The organism is uncultured Winogradskyella sp., assembly GCF_963975125.1.
GTDB lineage: Bacteria > Bacteroidota > Bacteroidia > Flavobacteriales > Flavobacteriaceae > Winogradskyella.
The window spans coordinates 23,063-35,839 of record NZ_CAXBGB010000020.1; the positions used below are offsets into that span (position 1 = coordinate 23,063).

General features: G+C 30.0%; 12 protein-coding genes and 1 pseudogene. 5 read left to right on the plus strand and 8 right to left on the minus strand.

The genetic code is table 11. The annotated features are described in order from the left end of the window. Positions 1 to 9 precede the first annotated feature (9 nt). From AAC053_RS04675 to AAC053_RS04710, 8 genes and pseudogenes are all read right to left on the minus strand, one after another. The gene (locus AAC053_RS04675; RefSeq protein ID WP_339753412.1) at positions 10 to 660 is read right to left on the minus strand and encodes an NAD(P)H-binding protein; all 651 of its coding nucleotides are present in this window, start codon (positions 658 to 660) and stop codon (positions 10 to 12) included. Positions 661 to 662: 2 nt separating this feature from the next. Then, a complete protein-coding gene (locus AAC053_RS04680; RefSeq protein ID WP_339753415.1) occupies positions 663 to 1,241 on the minus strand; it encodes a TetR/AcrR family transcriptional regulator in 579 nt (192 codons plus the stop codon). A gap of 997 nt (positions 1,242 to 2,238) precedes the next feature. Beyond that, positions 2,239 to 3,417, minus strand: a complete 1,179-nt coding sequence (locus AAC053_RS04685) for a tetratricopeptide repeat protein (protein WP_339753418.1) — start codon at positions 3,415 to 3,417, stop codon at positions 2,239 to 2,241. A gap of 456 nt (positions 3,418 to 3,873) precedes the next feature. After that, the gene (locus AAC053_RS04690; RefSeq protein WP_339753421.1) at positions 3,874 to 4,308 is read right to left on the minus strand and encodes a hypothetical protein; all 435 of its coding nucleotides are present in this window, start codon (positions 4,306 to 4,308) and stop codon (positions 3,874 to 3,876) included. Further along, positions 4,301 to 5,509 carry a nucleotidyltransferase gene (locus tag AAC053_RS04695; RefSeq protein ID WP_339753425.1) on the minus strand — a complete coding sequence of 403 codons (1,209 nt, stop codon included), beginning with the start codon at positions 5,507 to 5,509 and terminating at the stop codon, positions 4,301 to 4,303. Before AAC053_RS04695 ends, AAC053_RS04690 begins: the two co-directional genes overlap by 8 nt. Before the next feature lies 1 nt (position 5,510). Continuing rightward, positions 5,511 to 6,035: pseudogene (locus AAC053_RS04700) on the minus strand (hypothetical protein); the annotation flags it as partial. 455 nt (positions 6,036 to 6,490) lie between these two features. After that, complete coding sequence (locus AAC053_RS04705; RefSeq protein ID WP_339753428.1) at positions 6,491 to 6,727, minus strand: hypothetical protein; 237 nt, start codon at positions 6,725 to 6,727, stop codon at positions 6,491 to 6,493. Between the two features lie 22 nt (positions 6,728 to 6,749). Further along, positions 6,750 to 6,923, minus strand: a complete 174-nt coding sequence (locus tag AAC053_RS04710; protein ID WP_339753431.1) for a hypothetical protein — start codon at positions 6,921 to 6,923, stop codon at positions 6,750 to 6,752. 113 nt (positions 6,924 to 7,036) lie between these two features. Between AAC053_RS04710 and AAC053_RS04715 the strand changes: the two genes are divergently transcribed. From AAC053_RS04715 to AAC053_RS04735, 5 genes are read left to right on the plus strand one after another with little or no spacing between them, the layout of a single operon-like run. After that, the gene (locus AAC053_RS04715) at positions 7,037 to 7,681 is read left to right on the plus strand and encodes a hypothetical protein (protein ID WP_339753433.1); all 645 of its coding nucleotides are present in this window, start codon (positions 7,037 to 7,039) and stop codon (positions 7,679 to 7,681) included. 4 nt (positions 7,682 to 7,685) lie between these two features. Next, positions 7,686 to 7,991 (plus strand): hypothetical protein, encoded by a 306-nt coding sequence (locus AAC053_RS04720; protein ID WP_339753436.1) that lies wholly within the window; start codon positions 7,686 to 7,688, stop codon positions 7,989 to 7,991. Next, positions 7,975 to 8,787, plus strand: coding sequence for an ImmA/IrrE family metallo-endopeptidase (locus AAC053_RS04725; RefSeq protein WP_339753439.1), 813 nt, complete (start codon positions 7,975 to 7,977; stop codon positions 8,785 to 8,787). The genes AAC053_RS04720 and AAC053_RS04725 overlap by 17 nt, the downstream gene beginning before the upstream one ends. A gap of 37 nt (positions 8,788 to 8,824) precedes the next feature. Further along, positions 8,825 to 10,921 carry a DEAD/DEAH box helicase gene (locus AAC053_RS04730; protein WP_339753441.1) on the plus strand — a complete coding sequence of 699 codons (2,097 nt, stop codon included), beginning with the start codon at positions 8,825 to 8,827 and terminating at the stop codon, positions 10,919 to 10,921. A 1-nt stretch (position 10,922) separates the two neighbouring features. Continuing rightward, positions 10,923 to 12,206 (plus strand): DNA-processing protein DprA, encoded by a 1,284-nt coding sequence (locus AAC053_RS04735; RefSeq protein WP_339753443.1) that lies wholly within the window; start codon positions 10,923 to 10,925, stop codon positions 12,204 to 12,206. The last annotated feature ends 571 nt before the right edge of the window (positions 12,207 to 12,777 follow it).

The following is a 12,777-nucleotide window of genomic DNA, read 5'->3' on the forward strand; positions in this document are numbered from 1 at the left end:
TAATTGTGTTTAAATTTTTGTTATTTGATCTGATGTTAATATTGTTTTTGTTGAATTTGAATTTGCCAAGACGATCATAGTTTGTGCAATATCTTCAGCTTCTGTAATTCTATACTTTTTTAATTTTCCGAGAAATAAAGGTTGTAGAAGTTTAAATACAACCAATCCAATTTTTTCTCCAATACGTTTTTCTTGTCTCTTACCTCCAATAATAGAAGGCTGTAAAATGTGTGTTTTTTCAATTTTTTCTAAAAGCACAGCTTGTTCCATTTTACCTTTTGTTTTGTTATAAAAAATACTGCTTGTTGCATTTGCCCCTAATGCAGAAACTACTAAAAACGTAGGTATTCCATTTGCTTTTGAGAGTTTTGCGGCAGTAACCGGAATTCCAAAATCTATTTTTTTATAAAGTATTTTGTCCGGTGTTTTCTTTGCTGTTGTACCAATGCAACAGAATACTTCATTTGCTATAAAATCTTTCTTAAATTTTTCTAATTCTAAAATATCTCCTACAAACTGTTTTACTTTTGAGGGTAGCCCATCTATTTCTTTTCTAGAAAACAATTTGATAGTTTTATAACGATTATCATCCAAAAGCTTTTCTAAAAGAATAGAACCTGTTAAGCCTGTTGCTCCCAAAATTATTGCAGTTTTTTTCATAATTAGATTTTAATACTGTCCCAAGCTGTTAGAAATGCTTCTTCAATATGTACTTTGGTCAATTGAAATTCGTCCTGCTTTTGAGCCATCATTAAAAATGATAAAGGGTTTATCGAATAGGCATATAAAATATAATCTGAAAAAGGCTTAATAACGCCTTCCTTCTTACCACGTTTCCATAGATCGAGTAGGGGTTGTAGATGCTTAATTCCTTCTTTTCTACTAGGCTCATCAATTATTGGGGTGTTATTACATTGGTTTAAAAAAAATGAATATTCACATTCATTAATTTTAAATTCTGCAATACGTTTCCAGATGAGTTCAAAGCCAGTTTTAACCGGTGTATTTTCATTATAAGTCTTAAAAACAAAATCTGTGTATTTCGATTTTACTTCTAAATAAGTTTGGTTTACCAAGTCTTGCTTATTTTCAAAATATAAATAAATAGTAGCAGGAGACACGTTTGCCATTTTTGCAATTTTACTCATTGGCGTTGCATGAAAACCATTGTTGTTTACTAATTCAATGGTTGCTTTTATAAGTGCGTTACGTTTATCTATGCTTTTTTGAAGTTTAGCCATGTTATTCTAATTTAGGGTACAAAGATACAAATAAAAATGAATGTTCATTCTTTTTTATATAAATTTAAAAGACAGTAACTTATAAAATCTCGATATTAAACTTGGCCTCATAAAATTTTGGCTAAAACAATAGGCTATTCAAGATCAAATTATCCAGTGGATGATTTGGCTTGGATACAACTTCTAATCGTATTTAGCTAATAATGTCCACAGGACATTCTTTAAACGCTAAATAGTCTAAAATATAGCGAATGAGCCGTTAATTGTTTCCAAAATTATATACTATTTTAAAGAATTGATTGATTATCAATTTATAAAATACAATTACTAGTTCTATTTTACATATTAGAACTATTCAAATAGGATGTAAGAATGCAATAAGTGCATAGAAATTTATTTTACTTAAATTTTATGCTCTTGTGGCAATCCACGAGAATCGTCTAAAATTTTTTATCACGTACATTTTCGTTTACGCGATTTTTAAAAGAAGTAAAAAGCTAGCTTTTATGTGCGGCTGGCAAGCGGCTGGGAATTATTCGCCAGATTTCTATTGTTTAATAAAGAGCTCATGAATGCTACGCATTTGAGTTTGTCAAAACAATCGAGCGATTGGCAGCGGACATTTTACATACTATTCAACTAAAATCATCCAGTGGATGGTTTTATTTGGATACGCAATTAATAGTAAAGTCTGTTTTATAATAAATCTCTAACTCACAATTAGCTCAACATAATCATCAACGATATATAACAGCTACGCCGTCTATATATCTATAATTATGTTTAATAGCGCTAAAAAGCGCTATTACGCTAATTGCTATAAAGTGTCCTATAATGTACTTGCGTTATGTACAACATGGGCTTTGGTTAAAAGCGCATGTTAGTATTCTTATTGTAGAAAAATTTTATCTATTTATTTCTTTACTCACTTAATGGAACACTCTTTTTAAGAAAGGGTAGAGGAGTGGTGAAAAATGTGTGTGGAATGGCTTATAAACTACAAGTCTAATTTTTCTTTGGTCTTTTGTATAAAACCATCTAGTAAATAAGTCGTAGTATCTAATTCCTTAGCTTTTTCGAAGTATTCTAAGGCTTTTCTATACTCTTTATTATCATAATGATAAACACCAAAATTCATATAACAATAAGAATTAGTGCCGTCCAAATTCATAGATTCTTCTAAATCTGCAAGACCTTCTTCTTTAAAGCCAAGTTTAATCTTTGCAAATCCTCTATTATTCAATGCATAAGCAAAATTTTCTTCTAACGTTATTGCCTTTTCAAAGTCTTTTATTGCACTTTCATAGTCTTCTATTACATTATAAGTATAGCCACGATTATTGTATGCTAAACTATTATTTGCGTCAAGTTCAATAGCTTTATTGTAGTCTTTAATTGCTTCTTCATAAACTCCAGAAAAGGACTTTATAAGTCCCATATTTGTATAATCATTGGAGTCGAATGTTTCACTGAACTTAATAGTATACAAATCATTAACTCTTAGGGCGTTGTCATTATCTTTTATTTGCAAATATGCACTAACTAATAATTGATATATAATTGGCTCACTATAACCCTTATGAAGCACTTTCTCGAATGATGCAGCTGCCAAACTATAGTCTTTATTATTATAGTGCTCTGCACCAACACTATATTCTTTAGGTGCTTTTTTGAATTTCAGTAAATCTAATATTTGTCTACCGTCATTATAAACCGCTGTACCATTATGAAGCTCAATTGGTTTGCTACTAGGAACGATGTTTATATAGAAATCATAATAAGTAGAGATATTAAATAAAGCAAGGATAACTAAAATATGGTCGTTTAAATCAACAAAAAATATAAAATAACTTAATACAAGAGAAAGAGCCAATGAAGCTAAAGGTCCCATTAAATCAATAAGAATTTGTTTATTGATTGAAAGTGTTTGTTGTTCAATTACACAAAGGCCAATATTCCAATTAAAGGGTTTTTTATTAAAAAAAAGCTCTAATCTGCCAAAGACAACTTTAAAACTTTCCATTGGGTCACCATAAGAACCTAAGTATAACGTTACTTTTTTATCTGTAAGTAATAATGCAGGAATACCATGACCTAATTCATGTATTAAAGTTGTAAAAGGTCTTAAGATTACTGAAAATAAGAATAAGAAAACTATATAGTAAACAAATAGCATATTTATTAAATCCTTTAGTTTATTAGTTGTGCTTTTGAATTCTCAATATAGCATAAATGAAAATAAAAACCAGCTTTTTTAGAGCTGGTTTATTGGCCTGACGGAGGAGTCGAACCTCCCTTTTCCCTTTAAACATAGTTTGATTGAGGTAGTAAAGGTCACCAATTAACTCGGGAGCATCAGGCGGAAAGGAAGTTGGGCTCTCCTCCGACAAACTGAATTAAACATGTCAGTGCAAATAAAACTGCTTGCACTATAAACGACTTGAAAAATGTAATTACATATGTTCTCATAATATTGCTTTTTAATTTTGTTAATAACTCTACTAAATAGCTGATAACACTTGCAACCAGTGACTTAATTACTAATAACCCTAAATCAAGGTCTATGCAAAGATCTTACTGTATATAAATATACTTGTTTAATTAAAAATGTATAGTGTTTTAGTGATAACTTTTAATGTTTAAATTCTTTATCTAACCAAACACCATATTTTAACCATAACTCATAGGCAACAAACCATTTTGAAATCCATGGTATTGTATCTACAAAACTAAATGGTGTAAACGGTGACAAATCACTTGGATGATATAAGCATAGGCTATGGTCATTATATAAATGAGGTACTATTCCAAATTTTATTTTTGAGTCATTGATATAAATATTCTCTTTTCTACCCTTTTTGTTTGGATTATAAACAAATATTACATCATAAGTTTTTTTACAACCATTTGGTTTTACTTTTCCTCCTCCAACAAGTTTTCCATCTTTTACAAAAGACTTAATCCAGTCAAAATTATCTTCGACTAGTTGTTGTTGGATGTAAGCACTAATAAGGTCTTTACTTAAATCTCGAGATCTGTATTTTTTTCTTAAATCAATATTATTCAATTCCTCCAAAATTTCTGTTTTCTTTACTCTTATAGCCTTTAGATGTGTTTACATTTCCAGATCTATCTACAAAAGCGTTACCTGACATAATTGTTGCTCCAGCTGCTTCTAATTGATTACCTTCATTCTTGGCTATTTCTTTTAATTGTTCTGTAAGAATTCCTTTGATTCTTTCGCTACCAAACAACTCTTCAGCAATTCCAAAATCACCATTTTTAAGCTTTTCCCATTTTTCCTTATAACTTTTAGCAAAAGCTATAAACTGAGTATAGTACTCTTTTTCCTTATCCCATTTTTCAGTAAAATCTTCATCTGAATTAACTGGGTTTAGTACTTTTATTCTTTTGTATATACCTTGGTTTTCAAATAAGTATTGGTAATCCGAATATCGTTTTACGATTTTATTTAAAACATTATCGATAGTCTGATAGATTGATGGTTCACCTTCATATAATTCACCAAAAATTGTTGTTAAGACAATACTTGAAGTTTTATATTTTGGATTCTTTTCAAAATAGATATCCCTGTATCTCTTTGTTAATTGTACTGCTCGTTTAAGAGGTTCTTTATTATAAACATCATCATCTGGTAATTCTTCTTGTTCAGCCTTAGCTTCATTTAGTGCAGAAAATGTTCTAAAAGCTTTGTTCAAAATTGAATTAACTACTGTTTCAGCTTTTTGATTAAACCAATTTGCGTAACCTTTTGGATTTGAAGATGACCAAGATTTTAGTTCTCTATCAGGAACCATAATTTTGCTATCTCCAGTAATTACTATACATCCAGGAAGAACGTCCATATGGAAATCGCCTATATAATTAATACGTGCACATCGGTTTTTCTTTATCAGCTTTTCTTTATATACATCACTACTAGTTAAAACTCTAATTAAGTGGTTATATATTTCTGATGAAGTATAATTGTAATAGAGATCTCTAATTTCTACAGTAATATCCAAATCAAATTCCTCTTTACCTCTAGGCTTTACTGTTGTTCCTATGGCTTTTGATCCTTGTGGATAAACTAAGAAATCAACCTTAGAAAAAAATACTTCATCCTTTTTAAGGATATCATATATAGCGTTATAAGCCGATTCCATTCTTTGTTTTCTTGTCTCATCTAACTCCAACGAAACAGCAATTCGAGTTAGGATGTCTTCTCTTTGAAGACCATTTTCATGTAAATATTTTTGTAAATTCATTTTATATAATATGTTTAGTATGTTGTCCTATTCTTGTTTTACTGTCATTAAAGCATTCTTTACTAATTTCATCTTCAGTAACAAAAGCATACTTTTTTGTAAACAGTTTATTTTGTTCAAGCTTTATTAATTCACTTAGCTGACTTTCGTTAAGTTCTATGCAAAAAATGTTATAAACCAGAGAATGGTATTTTTCATTATTAAATCTGGTCTGTTTAGATAATAAATTCTCTTTAGAATATAAATATTCAGTTCTTATAGAATTGAAATTATCCACTGTTAGTATTTTATTATCAATTAATTCTTCACGAAATTCTCTCCATACACCAAGTTCTCTATCTTTTCCTGATTTAAACCACTTCAATACATCTGGCAAATGCTTGGCTTTAATGAAAAACCTTAAATCTCTTGGGTTTTTAGTGTCTGGTTTGACAGATGCATTCCAATCTTTAGTAATGTCTTTATTACCAACCAATTTGTAAACGCCACCAACTGGCTGATATTGATTTATTTTGCTTCCTTTAACTAATAAATATCTTTATGAGCCAGGTAATTTTATTTTTATCAAATAACTCAATGACACGTATACCAGCTTATTAGGAATTAAGAGCCAACATTTAATTGCTAACCAAGAATATTTACCATTATTTTTTGCTATTTCATATAAACCAACAATTGTAGTCATAATGAAGCCTATGGCTGTCGTGACTAAAATTTCCTTATGGAAATCAGAAACATTTTCTAAAAAATAGTATCTGTATATCAAGTATCCTACTGATAAAAGCAACAATATGAAATACAGTAAAAATCTATATCTAATGTTTTTCATTTATTCATTGATTTTATCTGTTGAAAGTTTATACATAACACCAAATGCTAGGATTAAAAAAGCCGCAGTAACTTGCACACTATTTTCTTTTCCTTTTTGCACCCAATTGGCGAAATGTTCACAGTTAAAACTTAATAAATTATATTTATCACCTAGTCTAGAATAAGCCCTTTTAATGGCTTGATTTTTGTTGGCTCATAATCTATCAAGAGTTTTGATAACTCAATTTTAGATAGAGTTTTTACACCATTTTCTAAATTGCCAATAAAAGTCTCATTACCTACATAAACTATGTAATGGTTGAGTATTCTTCCTAATCCATTTCTTTTTTTTGCAACAACCACATCAGCTGGATATAATTGTGGAATCAATTGTAATTTTTTAATCATAAATTTATTTTTTTATTAAATATTATTTTTCTTTTCTAACTCCTTTAAATTTGCCTCCAGTAGTTTTTACATCCATAAATCTACCAGTTTCAGTATCCCTTTTTACAAATAAATTTGTCTTTGGGTTTAATACTTGCGAGCGCTGTTTAACAGCTCCTATTCTTGCGTTGTCTCCAATAGGTTTATTTCTTGCCATATCATTATTTTTTTGTTAAATTGTGATAGAAAATAATTAATCTACACTATCATATGTGTGAAGTGTGACAAACTGTAAAGTCACACTTTTCGCATATAGTATTGATGAGAAGTATGGACATAGAATCTCACTTACTAATTATATCGGACAAAGGGCAAAATGATGCAGATGCCCAAGGCTCTATGACATATTTATATGAAACATTTAGAGGTTTTGTTTATAATGTTATTCTTAAGAATATTCATTTTAATTTAAATAAAGAAGAGACTGCATTGATTGTTATGTCTAACGTATTTATGCATGTTTGGAATAATCCACTAGATTGGGAATTTGACACCTCAAAACACAAAACTCAAGAAGGCGGATACAAATCATATTTATCAGTAATTGCTAAATTTAAACTTTTAGAAGAATTACGTAAAAGTCAAGGAGCAAGAGAAAATGAAGAAAATATAATTGATGAAGAAGATAGCGAATGGAAATGGTCATTATTAGATGACGAGCTTGATTTTCTAGATGAGGAATTGGCAAAAAGAAGAAATCTAATTGATGAGTGTTTAACAGAGTTTCCTCAAAAGAAACAGGACATAATAAGAATGTACTTTTTGCTTTATGAAGATGGTAAGAACATGAATAGCCAAAATATTAAATTGTTGGAGACAATGTTTGAAACAACATCGCAGAATATTAGACAAACTATTTCTAGAGCAAAAAGAGAAGTAAAAAAAGTAATAGAAAGCAAAGCAGTCAATAAATAGAGATATGGCATCTGAAGATAAGAACATAAGTAAACTTTTAAGGAAATTCGGTTACGGTTTTCCTCAAACAGAAGAAGAAGTTAATTCATTCGAAGAAAAGTTTAAAAAAAGTTATGAAAAACCAAAAAACTGGCCAGAATTATCTGATATTATTTCCAGTACTAATAAGGATAAAAAAGTGATTAATTTGAGTTTCTCAGAAAACAAATCTGTTTCTAATCTTGCAATGGCGGCTAGAGAAGGGAAGGAGATTTCAAAAAAAACCATGGAGCAGATGAAAAAGGATAAAAAAGATGCCAGAAAGAAATGATTTTTTATCAAGAAATGATGTAATCGAAATTAATGAGTTAGCCAGCGGAATTTCTGAATATTATTTTCCTAATGGACAAATAGATCCAATATTTATAGCCGAAAAAAATAATATATCTTATAGTTTTGGTGATTATGCCGATTCATTTGATGGATTACTTGAATGTGAAAATAAAGAGTTTCACATTTTCATGAACTTAATTAGACTTAAGCAAGCATATTCTGAAAGAGCTAGATTTACTTTTGCCCACGAATTAGGACATTATTTCATTGATGATCATAGGAATGCGTTATTAAAAGGACTTTCTCCTAGTCATTGTTCATATACTGGGTTTCAGAGCCGAAATAGGGCAGAACGTCAAGCAGATTATTTTGCATCATGTCTTCTCATGCCAGAAACCGGATTTAAAAAGTACTGTTTTAGAAAAAAGTTTGAATTTAGAATTATTGATGAATTGGCAAAAAAATATGGTGCAAGCAAATCCGCTACTGCACTGAGGTTTTGCACAATTGGTAATCATCCAATAATGGTTGTTTATTCACATGACAATAATATTAAATGGTATTGGTCTTCTATCGATTTTCGTTTCAAGTGGTTAAAGTATGGTAAGGATAAATTACCTGAAGATACAGTTGCTGGTGAGTATTTCAATTTAGGAAGAAAGGTTTCTAGAACTGAACCTGTATATGCAATGGATTGGTTTAATATAAAATATGACAATCAAGCTGATTTGCCGTTTAAAGAGCATTGTTTAATGCATGATAGGCATTGTTTGAGTATAATTTGGGAAGAATAGTTTGATTATAAAAATTTGAAATAGAATGTAATATAGTATGGATAAGCAAGGAGCAGTTGCACTTTTACGAAAAGCACTCAATATACCAGACGCAACTTTTAGGGAAGGGCAATGGGAAGCTATCGAAAAACTTACAGTAAAAAAAGAAAAGCTACTAGTTATTCAACGTACTGGTTGGGGAAAAAGTTCTGTATATTTTATAAGTAGTAGAATTTTAAGAGATCAAGGCAAGGGACCAACCATAATTATTTCGCCTTTATTAGCATTAATGCGAAACCAAATTGAAGCGGCAGAACGTTTAGGTATTAAAGCAGTATCTATTAATTCTAATACTTTTGATCATTGGAATGAAATCAAGAAAGCAGTATTAAATGATGAAGTAGATGCGCTTTTAATTTCTCCAGAAAGATTGGCAAACGAAGGTTTTATAGATGATGTATTATTTCCCATAGCAGATAAAATTGGTTTGTTTGTAGTTGATGAAGCACATTGTATTTCAGATTGGGGACACGATTTTAGACCAGATTACAGGCGTATTGTTGGTATCTTAAAAGTTATGCCTAAAGGAATGCCAGTTTTAGGAACTACAGCCACAGCTAATGATAGAGTGATTGCAGACATAGAAGAACAATTAGGAGGTATTAATGTTTTAAGAGGTACATTAATAAGAGATAGTTTAAAACTTCAAAATATAGTCTTAAAAGACCAAGCTTCACGTTTAGCATGGTTAAAAGAAAACATACCAAATTTTGAAGGTAGTGGAATTATATACGCTTTGACTATAAGAGATGTAATTGCTGTGACAGAATGGTTAATTGAATGCGACATCGATGCTGCTGCTTATTATTCAGGAGTTACTGATGATAATTTTGAAAATACAGCCGAATATCGAGAATATTTAGAGGATAGTTTATATAACAATGACTTAAAAGTTATAGTTGCAACTACAGCATTAGCAATGGGTTATGATAAACCTGATCTTAACTTTGTAATTCATTTCCAAGCACCAGATTCTATTATAAGTTATTATCAACAAGTTGGTCGTGCAGGAAGAGCAATAAATAGTGCTTATGGTATTTTATTATCAGGTCACGAAGATGATGATATTCATAACTTTTTTAGAGAATCTGCTTTTCCTCCAGAATACGTAGTGCAAGTTATATTGCAAGCACTTATAGAACATGATGGATTGTCAATTAATGAGCTTCAAAAAATTTTAAACATAAAAAAAGTCGTAATAGAGAAAACACTTAAATATTTAAGTGTTGAAGAGCTGTCACCAATTATTTATGAAAAACCTAAATGGAAACGCTCAGCTGTATCTTTTACAATGGATACACAAAAAATAGAACGTTTAACCAATCAACGTGCGCTAGAATGGAAAATCGTTCAAGATTATATAAATACGGAAAGCTGTTTAATGACTTTCTTGCAAAGAGAATTAGATGATTCAAATATCACTAATTGTGGGAAATGTGCAAATTGTTTGGGTAAATCAATAGTACCACATTTTGTTTCTCATGATAATATAATAGAAGCCTCTATTTATTTAAAGCATTCTGAAATTGATATCTTGCCACGAAAACAAACTATTAGTAATGCTTTACCAGAATATGATTGGCCATTTAGAATACCTCCAGATTTACAGGCAGAAACAGGTAAAGTTTTGTCTCGTTGGGGAGATGCTGGTTGGGGAAATATTGTGGCAAATGATAAGCATCAAGGTAACTTTAGGGATGAACTAGTCGATGCAATGTATGAGATGATTGTTGAGCGTTGGAAGCCAAATCCATTTCCTGAATGGTTGACATGTATTCCTTCATTAAGAAATCCTGAATTAGTACCAAATTTCGCAAAGCGATTAGCAAGTAAATTAGGAATACCTTTTAAGGCTATTATCGTTAAAGCTAAAAATACGGAACCTCAAAAGGAACAAGAAAATAGTTTTCATCAATGCCATAATTTAGATGGTGTTTTTGAAATTGAAGGGATAGTTGAAAATAAACCTGTATTTTTGGTTGATGATGCCGTAGATTCTAGGTGGACGTTTACAATAGCAGCTACTTTATTAAAAAAATCAGGTTCAGGTTTGGTGTACCCAATTGCCTTAACTTCAACATCAGAAAGTAACTAAAATGATTTCAGAAAGAACAAAAGCTATATTACTACTAACTTCCTATTTCTCTAAGGATTTAGATAAAAAAAACAAGCCTTTATCATTATTGGAATGGAATAGAATGGTTAGATGGTTACAGACTAAACAACTTAAACCAGAGGATCTTTTAAATGTTGACTTAAAAAAACTTTTAATTAACTGGAATGATACTTCAATATCAAAAAATAGAATTATTGAGTTGTTAGACCGCAAAATGGCATTAGCTATTAAATTAGAAAAGTGGTCTAAAGCAGGAATTTGGATTATTAATAGAAGTGATGAATTCTATCCGATCAGTTTGAAAAATAAATTAAAAGATAAAGTGCCTCCAATATTATTTGGTATTGGAAATAAAAACCTGTTAAATAAAAACTATATAGGTATTGTTGGCTCAAGACATATTTCTGATACTGATATTGAAGCTACACAAGAAATAGTTAAACAACTACATGTTCAAAATTATGGAGTTGTATCTGGTGGTGCAAGAGGTATAGACGAACTTTCTATGACTGGTATTCTTAAACAAAATGGGTATGCTTTAGGCGTGCTTGCTGATAGTTTAATAAAAAAATCTTCTTCGTCAACTTACCGAAAATACATTGTTGAAAACAAACTTGTATTGATATCTCCCTTTAATCCTGAAGTAGGTTTTAATGTTGGTAATGCCATGGGTAGAAATAAACTTATATATGTCTTATCCAGAGCATCTATCGTAGTAAAATCTGAAACTAAAGGAGGAACTTGGGAAGGTGCAAATGAAAATTTAAAGAATAATTGGGCTCCATTATGGGTTGTTGGAACTATTGAAAATAATACTGCTAAAGGGAATTTTGAAATAGTAAAAAAAGGAGCACGTTTTTTACCGAAAGAATTTAATGTTTCAAATATTATTAATTCTCAGAATAAATCGGCAAAAACTCAAGGCTCTTTGTTTAATTATAGTAATGAAAATGAGATAACAAATTTAGCACAAGAGAGTGAAGGCAAATTAAGAAGAGTAGGGGAAAGAACTACTTTAAATCCAATAACTGATGATAAAACGAGCATTGACAAAATGACATTTTTTGATTTTTTTATTTATAAATCATCAACCCATTTTAAAAACAAGGAATTTAATAAAGAAGATATTAAGAAGCTTTTTGAACTAACACCAAAACAAATAGATGATTGGTTGAAAGTTGCAGTTAAGAATGAAGTATTAATAAAGAAGAAACGCCCTGTAAGATATTTATTGAACCCAAAAAGTCAGGAATTAAGTATTTAACCAATATTATATTATGTAAAATAGAATCTTAATGTATAGCTCGGCCTCATAAAATTTTGGTCAAAACAATAGGAGAAATGAGCGTGCATATTTTAGGGGTTTTGTAATAAATATTCTTTAGTGTTTCAATCATACAAGGGATTTCAAAGCAATGTTAACGAGTTCCAATGTTTCCTAAAATATAGCGAATGAGCCGTTAATTGTTTCCAAAATTATATACTATTTTCAATATTGATTGAGTATCAATATTGAAAATACCCAATAAAGAATTTTTGCTTTAAAAAAGATTAATTGAATTTCTACTTATAACAAGTGCATAGAATTTTATTTTTTTAAAATTTATGCTCTTGTGACAATCCACGAGAATCGTCTAAAATTTTTTATCACGTACATTTTGTCGTTTACGCGATTTTTAAATAGTAATCAAAAGTTAGCTTTTATTGTGCGGCTGACAAGCGGCTGTAAATTGCATATAAAATAAATTACAATAGTAATTTGATTTTATCAACGCAATAAGCGGTTGACAGCGGACATTTTACATAACGGCAAATTATAGGATCAAATACTTAAT

Coding starts and splice junctions, on each gene's coding strand:
- AAC053_RS04675 (WP_339753412.1), bottom strand. CDS start 660: ATGAAAAAAACTGCAATAATTTTGGGAGCAACAGGCTTAACAGGTTCT.
- AAC053_RS04680 (WP_339753415.1), bottom strand. CDS start 1,241: ATGGCTAAACTTCAAAAAAGCATAGATAAACGTAACGCACTTATAAAA.
- AAC053_RS04685 (WP_339753418.1), bottom strand. CDS start 3,417: ATGCTATTTGTTTACTATATAGTTTTCTTATTCTTATTTTCAGTAATC.
- AAC053_RS04695 (WP_339753425.1), bottom strand. CDS start 5,509: ATGAATTTACAAAAATATTTACATGAAAATGGTCTTCAAAGAGAAGAC.
- AAC053_RS04705 (WP_339753428.1), bottom strand. CDS start 6,727: ATGATTAAAAAATTACAATTGATTCCACAATTATATCCAGCTGATGTG.
- AAC053_RS04710 (WP_339753431.1), bottom strand. CDS start 6,923: ATGGCAAGAAATAAACCTATTGGAGACAACGCAAGAATAGGAGCTGTT.
- AAC053_RS04715 (WP_339753433.1), top strand. CDS start 7,037: ATGGACATAGAATCTCACTTACTAATTATATCGGACAAAGGGCAAAAT.
- AAC053_RS04720 (WP_339753436.1), top strand. CDS start 7,686: ATGGCATCTGAAGATAAGAACATAAGTAAACTTTTAAGGAAATTCGGT.
- AAC053_RS04725 (WP_339753439.1), top strand. CDS start 7,975: ATGCCAGAAAGAAATGATTTTTTATCAAGAAATGATGTAATCGAAATT.
- AAC053_RS04730 (WP_339753441.1), top strand. CDS start 8,825: ATGGATAAGCAAGGAGCAGTTGCACTTTTACGAAAAGCACTCAATATA.
- AAC053_RS04735 (WP_339753443.1), top strand. CDS start 10,923: ATGATTTCAGAAAGAACAAAAGCTATATTACTACTAACTTCCTATTTC.